At 60.7% G+C, this 14805-nt stretch carries 16 protein-coding genes; 6 read left to right on the top strand and 10 right to left on the bottom strand.

Annotated features, from left to right (window positions below; translation table 11 throughout):
- Positions 1 to 123 precede the first annotated feature (123 nt).
- Entirely contained in the window at positions 124 to 597 is a 474-nt protein-coding gene (locus NKJ90_RS02610) for an aminoacyl-tRNA deacylase (protein ID WP_023757652.1), read from the top strand.
- 56 nt (positions 598 to 653) lie between these two features.
- Here the strand turns inward: NKJ90_RS02610 and NKJ90_RS02605 are convergent, their stop codons facing one another.
- From NKJ90_RS02605 to NKJ90_RS02595, 3 genes are all read right to left on the bottom strand, one after another.
- Positions 654 to 1466 (bottom strand): DUF2189 domain-containing protein, encoded by an 813-nt coding sequence (locus NKJ90_RS02605; RefSeq protein ID WP_023757653.1) that lies wholly within the window; start codon positions 1464 to 1466, stop codon positions 654 to 656.
- Positions 1467 to 1920: 454 nt separating this feature from the next.
- Positions 1921 to 2850 (bottom strand): heme o synthase, encoded by a 930-nt coding sequence (locus tag NKJ90_RS02600; protein ID WP_023757654.1) that lies wholly within the window; start codon positions 2848 to 2850, stop codon positions 1921 to 1923.
- Between the two features lie 188 nt (positions 2851 to 3038).
- Positions 3039 to 3419, bottom strand: coding sequence for a c-type cytochrome (locus NKJ90_RS02595; RefSeq protein WP_023757655.1), 381 nt, complete (start codon positions 3417 to 3419; stop codon positions 3039 to 3041).
- Positions 3420 to 3990: 571 nt separating this feature from the next.
- Between NKJ90_RS02595 and NKJ90_RS02590 the strand changes: the two genes are divergently transcribed.
- Positions 3991 to 4269, top strand: a complete 279-nt coding sequence (locus tag NKJ90_RS02590) for a hypothetical protein (protein ID WP_023757656.1) — start codon at positions 3991 to 3993, stop codon at positions 4267 to 4269.
- 433 nt (positions 4270 to 4702) lie between these two features.
- Here NKJ90_RS02590 and NKJ90_RS02585 read toward each other — a convergent pair whose 3' ends face one another.
- Positions 4703 to 4948: a hypothetical protein gene (locus tag NKJ90_RS02585; protein WP_084025151.1), complete on the bottom strand. Its 246-nt coding sequence runs from the start codon at positions 4946 to 4948 to the stop codon at positions 4703 to 4705.
- Between the two features lie 182 nt (positions 4949 to 5130).
- Positions 5131 to 5421 (bottom strand): hypothetical protein, encoded by a 291-nt coding sequence (locus tag NKJ90_RS02580; protein WP_023757657.1) that lies wholly within the window; start codon positions 5419 to 5421, stop codon positions 5131 to 5133.
- A 258-nt stretch (positions 5422 to 5679) separates the two neighbouring features.
- Here NKJ90_RS02580 and NKJ90_RS02575 point away from each other — a divergent pair, with 258 nt between their 5' ends.
- Positions 5680 to 6111, top strand: a complete 432-nt coding sequence (locus NKJ90_RS02575; protein WP_023757658.1) for a cupin domain-containing protein — start codon at positions 5680 to 5682, stop codon at positions 6109 to 6111.
- Between the two features lie 78 nt (positions 6112 to 6189).
- On the opposite strand, the gene NKJ90_RS02570 is transcribed toward NKJ90_RS02575, so the two are convergent.
- Positions 6190 to 6645, bottom strand: coding sequence for a carboxymuconolactone decarboxylase family protein (locus NKJ90_RS02570; protein ID WP_023757659.1), 456 nt, complete (start codon positions 6643 to 6645; stop codon positions 6190 to 6192).
- Between the two features lie 269 nt (positions 6646 to 6914).
- On the opposite strand from NKJ90_RS02570, the gene NKJ90_RS02565 reads away from it, so the two are divergent.
- Both NKJ90_RS02565 and NKJ90_RS02560 read left to right on the top strand, forming a co-directional pair.
- On the top strand, positions 6915 to 7673 hold the full coding sequence (locus NKJ90_RS02565; RefSeq protein WP_023757660.1) for a copper homeostasis protein CutC: 759 nt from the start codon (positions 6915 to 6917) through the stop codon (positions 7671 to 7673).
- Positions 7670 to 8167 (top strand): GNAT family N-acetyltransferase, encoded by a 498-nt coding sequence (locus NKJ90_RS02560; RefSeq protein ID WP_031259644.1) that lies wholly within the window; start codon positions 7670 to 7672, stop codon positions 8165 to 8167. The genes NKJ90_RS02565 and NKJ90_RS02560 overlap by 4 nt, the downstream gene beginning before the upstream one ends.
- A 43-nt stretch (positions 8168 to 8210) precedes the next feature.
- On the opposite strand, the gene NKJ90_RS02555 is transcribed toward NKJ90_RS02560, so the two are convergent.
- The 4 genes from NKJ90_RS02555 to NKJ90_RS02540 form a co-directional block, all read right to left on the bottom strand.
- A complete protein-coding gene (locus NKJ90_RS02555) occupies positions 8211 to 9233 on the bottom strand; it encodes an acyltransferase family protein (RefSeq protein WP_023757662.1) in 1023 nt (340 codons plus the stop codon).
- A gap of 254 nt (positions 9234 to 9487) precedes the next feature.
- Entirely contained in the window at positions 9488 to 10285 is a 798-nt protein-coding gene (locus NKJ90_RS02550; RefSeq protein WP_023757663.1) for an FAD binding domain-containing protein, read from the bottom strand.
- 115 nt (positions 10286 to 10400) lie between these two features.
- Positions 10401 to 12749 carry a xanthine dehydrogenase family protein molybdopterin-binding subunit gene (locus NKJ90_RS02545; RefSeq protein WP_352485622.1) on the bottom strand — a complete coding sequence of 783 codons (2349 nt, stop codon included), beginning with the start codon at positions 12747 to 12749 and terminating at the stop codon, positions 10401 to 10403.
- 104 nt (positions 12750 to 12853) lie between these two features.
- Complete coding sequence (locus NKJ90_RS02540) at positions 12854 to 13354, bottom strand: (2Fe-2S)-binding protein (protein ID WP_023757665.1); 501 nt, start codon at positions 13352 to 13354, stop codon at positions 12854 to 12856.
- A 199-nt stretch (positions 13355 to 13553) separates the two neighbouring features.
- Here NKJ90_RS02540 and NKJ90_RS02535 point away from each other — a divergent pair, with 199 nt between their 5' ends.
- Positions 13554 to 14804 (top strand): FIST signal transduction protein, encoded by a 1251-nt coding sequence (locus NKJ90_RS02535; protein WP_023757666.1) that lies wholly within the window; start codon positions 13554 to 13556, stop codon positions 14802 to 14804.
- Position 14805 lies beyond the last annotated feature (1 nt).

Raw genomic sequence — 14805 nt, 5'->3', positions numbered from 1 at the left:
CGAACAACAAGAGAGCCGATCCCGACTTTCGGAACAGAACAGGCTCTGACATCGGAAACGACATAAGTGGGATGATTGCCGTCGTTTCCCGATGCGTCGCAAACTCCGGCAAGGGAGGCCAAGATGACGATCGCGAACAGACTGAAGGACTTCATCGACGGCAAGGGAATTCCCTACGACACCGTCGCTCATCATCGCACTTCGACAAGCAGGCAGGCGGCAATAGCCGCGCATGTGCCCGGCAGCATCATGGCGAAATCCGTGGTCGTTCACCACGAGCTTGGCTATGCAGTGGCCGTGGTTCCGAGCACCCACAGGATCGAGCTCGGCACATTGCAAGACGTCATGGACAAGCGTCTCGGACTCGCCTCCGAGGACGAGATGGCTTCGCTCTTCGGCGATTGCGACACCGGCGCGATCCCGCCGATCGGCGCGGCCTACAATGTGCCAGTGATCGTCGATGAAAGCCTTGGCGACGCCACCGACGTCTACTTCGAAGGCGGCGACCATAAAACGCTAGTGCATGTCAGCGGCAAGGATTTCCGCAACCTGACGATGGGTGCCTACCAGGCCCGCTTCAGCCACGCCGCTTACTGACGGCTTCGATCATCCCGCACCGCACTCTCGCCGGCGCGGGATGGGGCAGAACGTTCTCAACTCGCCGATCTGGAGGGCGGCTCCACGACCTTGCGGTAGACATGCCAGGTGGCGTGACCGAGAATCGGCAACACGACGGCCAGCCCGGCGAACACCGGCAGCGAGCCGATGATCAGGGCGACGGCGACAATCAGCCCCCAGACAGCCATGGTGATTGGGTTCGCCAGCACCGCGCGCACCGAGGTGTGGATGGCCTCGTAAGCGCCGACGTCGCGGTCCAGCAACAATGGGAAGGCGATGACCGTTGTGCACAACACGACCGCAGCGAAGACGAAGCCGATGGCGTGACCCAGGATGATCAGCGTCCAGCCACGTCCGGTGGCGAATATTTCGTTGATGAAGCCGGATATCGATGCCGGCGGTGCCGGGCCGAAGAGATACTGGTAAAATAGCTGGGCGGTCAAAAGCCATGTGATGAAGATTGCCAGCAGCATGATCCCGACCGCCGCGATGGCCGGGAGTGCCGGAGAATTCCTGACCTCGAAAGCGTGCCTCCAGGAGGTGTCGAGTCTGGCTTCCCGTCTGCGGCTGATTTCATAGAGACCTATCGCCGCAAAAGGGCCAATCAGCGCAAAACCGGAGACGAGCGGAAACAACAACGGCAACGCATTGGCGCCCGACGTCCAGACGGCGAGCACGACTCCCACCAGCGGATAGATCAGGCAGAGAAAGACGATGTGCGACGGCTTGACCATGAAATCGTCGACGCCACGCTTGAGCGCGTCGAAAAGGTCGGCAACACCGATTTTTCGAATTTTGGTATGCTCCAGCGTCTCGCTGGCGCCTGCTATCACATGAAAACTTGCCATGACCGTTCCTCCAGAGCGGGTCCGGTGAGGTCGCGGTTTCAGGGTGCTGCCGTTCTGCATGAATGGCCTCGCAAAACCGCGACCTGCACCGCAACCAACATACTCTTTTGCCAGGGACTTGTCGCCCTTTGTCGGAAGAGCTCCGCCGGCTGGCTCTGGTGGTTCTTTTCCGATATTCTCATACAGCGCCGCGCGTCCTTTTTGGGCGCGCAAAGGACGCTGTACCGCGTTGGCTGGCGCATGATCCTTGCCGAAAATCGATTCCGATTTTCAAGGGTCATGCGGCGAGTCAAAGGTGAATGCCATGGACGGAAGGACGGTTCTCATACTCGGCCTTGGCATAGTCGCCCTGCTGATCCTGGGATTCTGTGCAATACCATCGTGATCGCCGAGCCGGTCCTGGCAATTACCGACCCTCGGCTCGTCAAGGATTCCAAGAACAGCGGTCAGGCCGTCAACCTGGCATGAACGCCCGCATTGCGATGGTGTCGGCAAGCAGCATGGCAAAGATCGCAAAAAGATAGAAAATCGAGAAGGCGAACAGCGCCTTTGCAGTCTTCATCTCCGCGTCTGGAGCGGCCAGGACCTTCCAGGCGTGCCAGATGAAACCCGCGCCCAATGCAGCCGAAACAAGTCCATAAAACACGCTCGCGAATCCAACCGCCCAGGGCAGCACGCCGATTGGCGCCAAGAGCAGCGAATAGGCGAGTATCTGTTTTCTGGTCGACGCCTGGCCGGCCACGTTTGGCATCATCGGGATGCCGGCAGCTGCGTAGTCGCCGACCTTGAACAGCGCGAGCGCCCAAAAATGCGGCGGCGTCCACAGAAAGATGATCAGGAACAGGATGACGCTTTCGATGCCGATCGCGCCAGTGGCGGCCGCCCAGCCAATGACAGGAGGAAGGGCACCCGCCGCGCCGCCGATGACGATGTTCTGCGGCGTCGAGCGCTTCAGCCACATCGTATAGATGACGACGTAGAAAAAGATGGTGAAGGCCAGCAGCGATGCGGCAAGCCAGCCAACCAGAACGCCGAGCGTCATGACCGAAAGCGCGGAAAGCACCAGGCCGAAGCCGAGCGCTTCACCCGGCGTGACGCGGCCCGACGGAACCGGCCGTTTTGATGTGCGCGACATCAGCGCGTCGATATCGGCGTCGTACCACATGTTGAGGGCCCCGGCCGCTCCTGCTCCGATCGCAATCGCACCGATTGCAATCACGGCGATGACCGGATTCATCGCGCCAGGCGCCGCCATCAGGCCAACGAAAGCAGTGAATACTGCAAGCGCCATGACCCGCGGCTTCATAAGCGTGAAGAAATCACCCGCCGTCGCTTCCGAAAGGCGGATGCCGGTATCCTTGAGGCGGCTTTCCCTAGTCGACATCGCAGACCGAAGGAAGCAGGCAACCCAATGCAAGTCGCTCAAAAGTGGACGCGACGTGCATTAGGCCACGATCCCGAACTGAAGGCGCGCGCGTGCAAAAACTGGAACACGGTTTTTGCTCACGTTGCCCTCCGGTCCGGATAGACCACGACAGGACAAGCGGTTAGCCATATTGCGGAGGAGCCACGTCACTTGGAGAACGTTTTCAGATAGGCAATGACGTTGGCCACGTCTGCATCGTTCTTGAGGCCGGGAAACGCCATCTTGGTTCCTTTGACCATGGCTTTGGGATCGTGAAGATAGGTGGTCAGTGTTGGCTCGTCCCATTTAACGCCTGATTTGCCGGCCGCAATCATGGCATCAGAATATTTGAAATCCGGATGCGTACCGGCGGTCCGGCCGATGACGCCGTGCAGCGATGGTCCGATCTTGTTCTTATCCTCGTCTGCGATGTGGCAGACCTTGCATTTGGTGAAGACCTTCTCGCCAGCCGCAGCGTCCTGAGCCTGCGACGGATTGGCGGCGAAGGTTGCAACGGACACGACGGCGAAAAATGCGACCAAGCGCATGACTTTTTCCTCCCTATCGTCAAATGTGCCTGAGACGATCCGCGCATGCCGGTACCAACAGAAATGCGCCTTTCACGGCAGAACAGATTGTCCGCTTCTCCCATATGGATTGCGACACCTATATAACACGGAATCTGGCCGGCAGGTAGAAGAGGCTTACCGTCCAAAGGTTTAGGCGGTCTGCAGCATGGCGAGCGAAACCGCGCGTTCCTCGATTTCGGTTTCGGAGTGCGCTCGTCGATGATGTCGCGACGCCGGGCCTCCGCGCTTTCGCCAGAGCAGGCATATGCCCTGTCTTGGCTTCTGCGATCTCGTCAGGATTTCTTCTCGCCGTTTGGATTGGGCACCGGTGCCTCTCGCACGTCTCGCGGTGGCGGTTCGACATGTTCAAGTTCTGACGGTGCTCTTTTGTCGCGATGGACAGGTAGCTCCTTCGGTTCGGGGCTCGGTGGCGGTTCCTTGATCGTGTTGGACATGATCCAGTTAACCGGATCGCCGGTCTCTTGTTCCCGTCAGGAGCTTAAAAACTAGAAGCCGGAGGAACCGGGGGCGTTGAAGAGCGTTCTGTCGCATGCTCAAGAAAATCGCCCTCGCCGCGGTGTTGGTCCAGGTTGCCGCCTTTTCGGCTCTCATAACCCAAACGATCCTTTTTGCGTCCGCGGCCACCCAAGCTGCCAGTACGCAGCCCAGCGATCCTGTTGCTGTCACCGGGGAAGGATGCGCCAAGGCGACGCCCCAAGATTCCCGATCTGAAATATTTCCAATCCCAAACACGCCCGATCATTGCCTTAAGCGAATTGAGCCGAGGAAGCTTATCACGACGACCTTGATTATCGCCGGGCGACAATAGCCCCAGACTTGGATCGATCTTCCAAGGCTCAGGCAGCCCACCACCAGCCCTTCACCCGTCCGCGCTGGCCATCTCCCCTCATCGCCAATCCACCCAATTTAAGTCAGGGCGCTATGCTTGAAAGCGCAACGATCTCTGCTACTTGCGGCGCGGGGCTTGTGCATTTGAGTTCGACAAAATTGGCAATGACTTCAGTGAATATGGAATGCCCGCGCTGTCACAGCAGCGGCAGGATATTCGACTGTTCCAAATGGTATGCGTCAAACGGCCATTGCTGCCCGCAAGGCACCCATCGGATCGGTTGCCCCGGAAAGACGATCGCATGCTCGGGATGTGCCGGCCTGGGGACGCTGGCAGAATCTGTGCTGAGTGCCGTCGCGTAGCCCTCGATCGGATCGCATGACGAGCGCGGCTCCGACGCGTCCGGACTATCTTACTCCGGTGGTGGTTCTTCAGGTGGTGGCGTCAAAACTGTGATGTCCATTCTGGCGATCTTGGATGCTGCGCGACCTTGCGCACCAGAATCCACGTCGCCGCTTGCGGCAACCATGATTTTGGCGAGATGTCCGACGGCGTCTGCGCTGCGGCCTGGCGAAAATTCTTCGCTCGTTTCCGGCTTTCCCACCGCCGTCTGTTTTTCGGGTACTTGCCGAGGTTGATTTGCAATTGCGGCAATCATTCGAACCTCCTGTTGCAACACCCGAATCTTATATTAGCGTTGGCTGTTGTGAGGCTGACCTGGCAAGTCCGCCGGCAGCCGCAGTCAGGAGGCGTGAAAAACCTGGGAAATGGGGAGTCTTGCGACCGAGCCGCAAGGCGGCTCGGCGACGGGCAATTCCCGTCCGGTTCAGTTGGGGACGGCTAACAACCTTCGGTGGTCTTTTTCACATGGCCTGGAGCAGCCGTCTTGGCATCGGTGTCCTGCTGACCAGGAGCGGACTGTTTCGCACTGCCGGTTTGTTGGCCCGGCGCACAATCCTTGGCAGAGTTCGGATTGATGCCGCTCGTGGTCGTCTTGTCGGTGCCCTGGTCGGTGGTGCTTGGCATAGTTGTCGTCGTCGTCGACGACCCGCTGGTTGATGTGCCGGACTGAGCAAATGCAAATCCGGCGGACATGACAAGGAAGGCCGAGGTCAGAAGAATGTTTTTCATGATCAACTCCTGATTTAGAGAGCGATAAAGCGCCTCGACACCAACCGAGAGCTGAACGAACGGTTCCCTGAAAACGGCGATTGTTCCAAAAACGTGCAGAGGCGACCCGGCAGGCAACCCGGAGCCTGTCTGTGTCACCGACCTACTCTTGGCCGCTAGCCCAACTCTGCCGCACGAGGCCCACTAGACCCGGCGCCCAGCGCAACCTTGCATGCCAGTGGCCGCCGCGCGATGCTGTCGCCAGGGTTGGAACGAATCATGCGAAAAATTCTGGTGTCGGGGCTGCTGCTCGCGGCGGTTTTTTCCGTAAATCCGGCTCGGGCGCTGGACAGCAGCGGAGCGCCCGTCGTGGTGACGCCACTGGCATCGCGCACGACGACCGCGTCCGGTCAGCCGATCATGCTGCCGCAGAAGAACGTGCAGGTGCTGGTGTCGACCTATGACATCGCGCCAGGCGCGACTTTACCGGTTCACAGACATCCCTTCCCGCGCTACGCCTATGTCCAGGCCGGAACGCTGAAGGTCACCAATGTCGAGACCGGCAACAGCAACACCTACAAATCAGGCGATTTCATTATCGAAATGATCGGTCAGTGGCATCAGGCCACCAATATCGGCGATGGCCCGGTCAAGCTACTGGTCATCGATCAGGTCGAGGAAGGCGCCAAGAATACGGAACTGCGCCAGTAGCGGCCAAGGCGATATCCGCGCCCAGATGTCAGGAGGTGTGCCGCGCGTCACAGTGCACCGCCCCACCCCCGTGCAAGGCTAGCCCCAACTACCGACCATCTGCCTCGTGGTGGCGTTCAGCCGGTTGAAGGCGTTGATGAGCGCAATCTGGATGACCAACGCGGCCAGCGCCTTTTCATCATAATGCCGGGCGGCCTCGTCCCAGACATCGTCCGGTACCGCGTCCGACCGGTCGGCGAGCCGTGTGCCGGCCTCGGTAAGCGCCAGCGCCGCGCGCTCCGCCTCGGTGAAGTAGGGTGTCTCCCGCCATGCCGCGAGTGCAAAGATGCGCTCGTCCTTTTCACCGGCCTTCTTCAGTTCGCGGGCATGCATGTCGACGCAGACGGCGCAGTTGTTGATCTGGCTGGCGCGCAGATGGATGAGCTTGCGGGTGACATAGGGCAATTCGGCTGACTCGGTCGACTTGTCCAGCGCCAGCAGCGCCTGCACGGAACCGGGAATGAGCATCACCGGGTTCTTGATTCTTGCTTGCATGGTCTTTCTCCTTTGAGGTGTTCGTCGGGACGTGTTTTGCCGACCCGGATGCAAGGCATCCGAGGTTGTGAATTTGAAAGGATTGTCGGCCGCAACGCCGCGCTGCCACAGGAAACCAATAACCACATGGCTATGGGTTTACCCATAACTCAACAGTTATGAGAGTCAAGCAGGAAATGTCCGCTGGCCCAAATGGCGGCGCTGTTCGCGCTTTCACACCAACCGGCCCAATGCTAGGGCTGGCGGCGACATCATGGATTGGATAGCCCTTGACCAGAGAAACTCGCCTGCCGCTGATCGAAATCTGTGTCGAAGGTATCGACGGCCTTCTGGCAGCACAGGCTGCCGGCGCCGACCGGGTCGAACTGTGCGCCAGCCTCATTGAAGGCGGCATCACGCCGAGCCTCGGCACCGTGCGCGCCGCCCTCGACCAGGCGACCGTGCCATTCCACGTCATGGTGCGGCCGCGCGGCGGGGATTTTCTCTACAGTGAGAACGAGTACGCATCGATGCTCGCCGATGTCTCGGCGCTGCGCGACCTCGGCGTACCCGGCGTGGTGTTCGGCTGCCTGAACGGCGACGGCACCATTGACGAGGCGCGCATGAGCGAACTGACGCAGGCTGCCGGGGCCTTGAACGTCACGTGCCACCGCGCTTTCGACATGACGCGTGACCCGGCCGAGGCGCTCGAAGCGCTGATCCGCAGCAAGGTCGGCCGCGTGCTGACCAGCGGCCAGCGTGACACCGCCATCGAAGGCTTGCCGCTGTTGGCGGATCTGGTGCGGCAGGCCGGCGATCGCATCGTCATCCTCGGCTGCGGCGGGCTCGATCTCGGCAACATTGCCGAAGTGCGCAGAAAAACCGGTCTGTCCGAAATGCATTTCGCCGCCCTCAGGGAGGTGCCGAGCGCCATGGATTATCGCAACCCCCAGGTCGGCATGGGCGGCTCCGACCTCGACCGCGAGTATCGCAACACACTGACCGACACCGACCTGGTGGCAGCCACCATCAAGGCAGCCAAGGCATGATCACAATCCCTGCCCCGATGACCCGCGTATCCGCCGAAGACGAAGCGCAGATCCTGGCGCTCAACAACGAGCATGCCGCAGAACTGTCTTGGCTCGAGCCCGAACGGCTCTCCTTCCTGCTTGGGGAAGCATTTTACGCGCGCCGCATCGGCGATCTCGAAGCGTTCATCATGACTTTTGATCAGGACGCCCGTTACGACAGTCCGAATTTCTTATGGTTCCGCGAACGCTACGAGCGCTTCATCTATGTCGACCGCGTCGTCGTCGCGGCGCAAGCGCGTGGCCGCGGTCATGCCCGCCGGCTCTATCAGGACCTGTTCGGCCATGTTGAGCGCGCCGGCCACACGCTGGTCACCTGCGAAGTCAACATCGACCCGCCGAACCCCGCCTCGGATGCCTTTCACGCCGCCCTCGGCTTTGCCGAAGCCGGCGACGCCGTGATCTATGGCGGCAAGAAAGCGGTGCGCTATTACGTCAGGTCGCTGCAGGCATAGACAGGCCGAGCGCACCGCAAAACGCCTGAACGGCTCGATTGCCTCACCAATTGCGGTTGAGCCATTCACGAGCGGGGCGCTCGATGACGTAGTAGCTGCAGAGCGCGCAGGCAAAGACGCCGGCGAGCATCAGGACCGGCGCACTGCCTTGCTCGTAGACGAATTTGTAGAACGGCTGCTGCCACAGATACAGCGAGTACGACCACAGGCCCAGCGTCGCCATCGGCCAGGAGGACAGCAATCCGGAAAAATAGCGCGGGCTGAAATCGAGCACATTGACGGCCAGAGCCAGCAGCGGGACGGCGAGGAGATAATGGATCGGCGTCGGCACCGGATCGAGGAACAGCAGAACGGCACAGATCGATGCAGCGAGCGCCACATGCTTGCCTGTCATGATCGACGGCAGCCTGCCATCGGCCTTGAGCAGGCAGATCGAAGCCGACAGCAGGATCGACGCGATGTGCACGTCGGTGCGCCAATAAGTGGTTTCGTAATCCATCCCGAGGACCCAGTACGAAACCGCGCCGTTGGCCATGGCAAGCGAGGCCAGCGCCAGGAGCAGTACGACGACGCGGGAGCGCGTTGAGACGATCACGCTGATCAGCGCCAGGATGACATAGGCATGCTCCTCGATGCAAAGCGACCAGATATGGTCGAGCGCCCCTGCCCGCGTCACCAGAATGCCGGCATAATTATACGTGAATGTCAGTGCCGTCAGCGCCGCCTTCCACTTGAAGGAGATGAACGTGCTGACGAGCGCAATCATCGCGACGATCACAAAAACCAGGAGAGCCGGGTAGATGCGGGAGAACCGGCGCTTGAAGAATTTCTTCAGCGGATAACGTTCGATGAACAGGATCTCGCCCATCAGCCGGCCGCTGAGCACGAAGAAGAATTCGACGCCCAGTACGCCGAGATTGATTCCGGGGACAGGGAAAAAATGGCCGATCAGGACCAGCCCGATTGAAAGACCACGCCAGCCGTCGAGATAGGCCAGTCTTGTTCGGGCCGGTCTGTCGGCGGCGGATCGAGACGGAACGACATGCGTCGAGGAGATGTCGGTCATGCCGATCCTTTCGCATTTAGGCATGCGAAAGGGCACGGCGGTGAACCGCGCCGACCCGGCTCGCATTCCCGCCCCAGTCCATATTGCAGTGCAAGATAAACTTGTGCAAGTGCGAGATTGCTGCGGATCAGTACCGGCCGAAGGGTCGACCGCAATTGTCTCAAGCAAAGGGTTGGTGCGCGAACTGGACAACGACAGTTGCAACACACAAAAGGGGCCAATGAGGCCCCTTTCGTTGTTCGCAGCTGATCGTATCAGGCGTTGGCGGCAGCCACCGCGCGCTTGGCCATCACCGCGATCAGATTGGCGCGATAGTCGGCCGAGGCATGGATGTCGGTCATCAAATTCTTCGCCGAAACCTTCACGCCATCGAGCGCCGCGACCGCGAAATTCTTGGCGAGTGCGGCCTCGATCTCCTTCGAGCGGAAGACCCCGTCATCACCTGCACCGGTAACGGCAACGCTGACGCCATCCTTGCCCTTGGCCACGAACACGCCAACGATGGCGTAGCGCGATGCCGGATTGCGGAATTTTTCATAGGCCGCCTTGGCCGGCGCGGTGAACGTGACAGCGGTGATGATTTCGCCATCCTTCAACGACGTCTCGAACAGGCCCTTGAAGAACTTGTCGGCCGCGATCTGGCGCTTGTTGGTGACGATGGTGGCGCCCAACGCCAACAGCGCCGCCGGATAATCGGCCGCCGGATCGTTGTTGGCGACCGAGCCGCCGATCGTCCCCTTGTGGCGCACCGCCGGATCGCCGATCAGCGATGCCATATGGGCAAGCGCCGGACAGGCCTTCTTCAGCTTCTCGTCGTTGGCGACAGCGTGATGCGTGGTGGCAGCACCGATGGTGACCGTCTTGCCCGACACTGTAACACCCTGCAGCTCCTTGATCCGCGACAGGTCGACAAGGTCGGACGGTGCGGCGAGCCGGGTCTTCATTGCCGGGATCAATGTCATGCCGCCCGAAAGCAGCTTGGCGTCGCCCGTCTTGACCAGCTTGGCGGCATCGGCGACCGAGGCGGCACGGTGATAATTGACTGAGTACATTTGTATTTCTCCCTGGGTGAAAGAGCGAATAGGGAGGAACGATTAGCGAATAGGATTTGTCCCGTACGCACCGCCTTCTCTTCCCGATTCGCTACTCCCTATTCGCTATTCGCATTCAATGTTTCGTCGCGCGGATCGCTGCCCACACGGTGGACGGCGTTGCCGGCATGGCGAGATCGTTGCTGCCGATGGCGTCGGTGATGGCATTGATCACCGCCGGCGGCGAGCCGATGGCGCCGGCTTCGCCGCAGCCTTTGATACCGAGCGGATTGCCCGGGCATGGCGTGTTCGAGGTCGAGACCTTGAACGACGGCAGGTCGCCGGCGCGAGGCATGGTGTAGTCCATGTAGCTCGCGGTCAAAAGCTGACCGCTATTGTCATAGTGGGCGCCTTCCAGCAGCGCCTGGCCGATGCCTTGCGCAAGCCCGCCATGCACCTGACCCTCGACGATCATCGGGTTGATGATGTTGCCGAAATCGTCGGCGGCGACGAACTGGACGATCTTGGTCATGCCGGTTTCCGGGTCGACCTCGACCTCGCAGATGTAGCAGCCGGCAGGGAAGGTGAAATTCGACGGATCGTAGAACGCCGTCTCCTTCAGTCCCGGTTCCATCCCGCCCGGCAGATTATGGGCGGTGTAGGCGGCGAGCGCCATCTGGAACCACGGCACGTTCTTGTCGGTGCCGGCGACCTTCAGCGCGCCGTTCTCGATGACGATATCGCTCTCATCGGCCTCGAGCAGATGTGCCGCGATCTTTTTGGCCTTGGCTTCGACCTTGTCGAGCGCCTTGACGATCGCCGACATGCCGACCGCGCCCGAGCGCGAGCCATAGGTGCCCATGCCCATCTGCACCTTGTCGGTATCGCCATGGACGATCGAGACGGAATCAAGCGGCACGCCGAAGCGCTCGTTGACCAGTTGCGCGAAAGTCGTCTCATGGCCCTGGCCGTGGCTGTGCGAGCCGGTCAGCACCTCGATCGTGCCGACGGCATTGACGCGCACCTCTGCCGATTCCCACAGGCCGACACCGGCGCCGAGCGAACCGACCGCAGCGGACGGCGCGATGCCGCAGGCCTCGATGTAGCAACTCATGCCGATGCCGCGCAGCAGCCCCTTCTTGGCGGCGGCGGCCTTGCGCTTGGCAAAGCCGGCATAGTCCGACGCCTTCATTGCCGCATCGAGCGAAGCCGCATAGTCGCCGGCGTCATAGCACATGATGACCGGCGTCTGGTGCGGGAACGAGGTGACGAAGTTCTTGCGGCGCAACTCGGCGGGTGAAACGCCGAACTGTCGCGCGGCCGTCTCCATCATGCGTTCCATGACGAAGGTCGCTTCCGGCCGCCCTGCCCCGCGATAGGCATCGACGGGTGCGGTGTTGGTGTAGATCGCCTTCACATTGGCGTGGATCGCCGGGATGTTGTACTGGCCCGACAGCAGCGTCGCGTAGAGGTAAGTCGGCGTCGCCGACGAAAACAGTGACATATAAGCGCCGAGATTAGCCTTGGTTTCGACCTTGAGGCCGAGAATCTTGTGATCCTTGTCGAACGCCATTTCGGCATGGGTGTGATGGTCACGGCCATGCGCATCGGTGAGGAAACTCTCGGTGCGGTCGGCCACCCATTTGACCGGCACGCCGGTCTTCTTAGATGCCCATAGGCAGACGATCTCTTCGGGATAGATGTAGATTTTCGAGCCAAAGCCGCCGCCGACATCTGGCGCGATCACGCGCAGCTTGTTTTCCGGCGCGACGTTGTAGAAGGCGCTCATCACCAGCCGCGCCACATGCGGGTTCTGCGAGGTCGTCCAGCAGGTGTAATGATCCTCCGCCTTGTCATAGTGGCCAAGCGCCGCGCGCGGCTCCATGGCGTTGGGAACCAGCCGGTTGTTGATGATGTCCATCTTCACGACGTGAGCAGCCTTCTCGAAGGCCGCGGCCGTATCGTCGGCATTGCCGATATCCCAGTCGAAGATCAGATTGTTGTCGGCTTCCGGGTGGATCTGCGGCGCACCCTTGTCCATTGCCCTGGAGGCATCGACGACGGCCTTCAGCTCCTTGTAGGTGATCTCGACCGCCTCGGCGGCATCACGCGCCTGCCCCTTGGTCTCGGCGACGACGATCACGACCGCATCGCCGACATAACGGACGCGGTCGAAGGCCAGCGGCGACCACGCCCCCATCTTCATCGGCGAGCCGTCCTTGGAGTGGATCATCCAGCCGCAGATGATGTTGCCGATACCGTCGGCCTTGAGTTCCTTGCCGGTCAGCACGCCGATGACGCCCGGCATGTCTTGAGCCTTCTTGACGTCGATCTTCTTGATCTGCGCATGCGCGTGCGGGCTGCGCACGAAGGCGGCATGCTTCATGCCTGGAACCACCATGTCGTCGACGTAGCGGCCGGCGCCGGTGATGAACCGTTTATCTTCCTTGCGCGCGACCCGAGCGCCAACACCTTCAATGCCCATCAGAAATTCCTCCCGGTGAATAGTGAATGGTGAATTGATGAATGGTCGAAATGGAGGAGGAGCCCGCGGCCACTCTACTCACCATTCACCATTCACTATTCACCCTAGGCAGCCTGTTTCGCCTTGCCCTTGGACGCCTTGGACATCGTCTTCGATGCAGCGAGGATCGCCTTGACGATGTTGTGGTAGCCGGTGCAGCGGCAGATGTTGCCTTCGAGCTCGGCCCGCACAGTCGCCTCGTCGAGGCCTTCGGGATGGCGGTTGATCATATCGGTCGCCGTCATGATCATGCCTGGCGTGCAGAAGCCGCATTGCAGCCCATGATGTTCCTTGAAGGCGGCCTGCACCGGATGCAGGTCGGCGCCGTTGGCCAGGCCTTCGATCGTCACGACGGTCGAGCCGGAGGCCTGCGCGGCAAGCATCGTACAGGATTTGACTGCCTTGCCGTCGACATGAACGACGCAGGCACCGCATTGCGAGGTGTCGCAACCGACATGCGTTCCGGTAAGGCCGAGATTTTCCCGCAGGAAGTGAACCAGAAGCGTTCGGTCTTCGGCAGCACCGCTGACCCGTTTTCCGTTCACCATCAACGAAACATCCGACATGGTCCCTCCCTGGGTATCAACCTTGGTCATCACGCTGCCGACGCGGTGTTGGCGCGTCAACCCCATGCATTATTCGTACACCGCACAACGGACAAAAAACAGCACGTCGCAAACGCGGCACATTATACTTTCGGTCATGGCCACGCCCCACCCTGCAATCCCGGCCTGCCCATTGCCAAAACACAGATTGAAGGCAACAATGTTTGTCGACGCGGGCGCCAAAGCACACAAAAAACAGGGCGCGCACAAAAACGCGTCGGAGGAAACGCGGAGAACATCGCTGGCCAATTCACGGACGCGCTATGCATGCGGCCTGTCGGCGCTCACCACGGACGAGCCCGACATGGAGGCGTTCGCCAGGGCGATCGCGCTGGAGGCAGCCGTGATCGACGCCGGCTTTGCGCTGCTGTTCTTTTCCCAGAGCCTGGTCGAGGCCAGCGCGCTTGCCCAGGCGCTCATGACCCACGCACCGGCCCTCCATCACGCTGGCTGCTCGACCGCCGGCGAGATCACGCCGCAAGGCCTCGAGGATGGCCACGTGCTCGCCATGCTGCTTCCGTCCGCCGTGTTCACCGCCGTCAGCGTGATGGTCGACAATTTGTCGTCGTCGGGCATGGACATCATCACCAGTGAGGTCGAGGCCTTGCGGCGGTCGCTGCGCGCGCGCCTGGGTTGCGATCGCACCCAGGGAACGTTCGCGCTCTGCTTCATCGACGGACTTTCCTATGCCGAGGAAGCGGTGAGTTCGGCCATCCATTGGGGCCTAGACGACATACCGCTGCTTGGCGGCTCGGCCGGTGACGATCTGAAATTCGAGACGACGCGCCTGATCTCGAACGGCAAGGTCACCTCCGACAGCGCCATCATCGTACTGGTAGCAACCGAAATTCCTTTCCATGTCTTCAAGACCGACAATTTCGTTCCAACAGACGAAAAGCTGGTGGTGACGTCGTCAGATCCCGATCACCGCATCGTGCGCGAGTTCAATGCCACCAATGCCGCGGAGGAATATGCCGCTTCCGTCGGCATCGTCGCGCAGATGCTGACGCCGCTGAGCTTTGCTTCGCATCCGGTGGTGGTGAAGGTCGGCGGTGAATATTACTGCCGTTCGATCCAGAAGATGCATCCCGACGGCTCGCTGTCATTCTTCTGCGCCATCGACGATGGCGTCGTGCTGTCGATCGCCCAGCCCAAGGACATGATCGAAGCGACGCGGGCGGCACTGCGCGATGTCGAGGAGAGGCTTGGCGGCATCGACATGATCCTCGGCTTCGACTGCGTGCTGCGCCGGCTGGATGCGCGCAACCGGCAAGTGTTTCGCGACATCTCGGAACTCTACCGGGTCAACAATGTCATCGGCTTCGGCACCTATGGCGAACAGTACCGGTCGATGCATCTGAACCAGACTTTTACCGGCATCGCCTTCGGCGAGCGCCAGGCGGCGGAATAAG

It is taken from the genome of Mesorhizobium sp. M0051, from assembly GCF_040323235.1.
Classification (GTDB): Bacteria; Pseudomonadota; Alphaproteobacteria; order Rhizobiales; family Rhizobiaceae; genus Mesorhizobium.
This window is presented reverse-complemented; position numbering and strand designations above follow the sequence as displayed.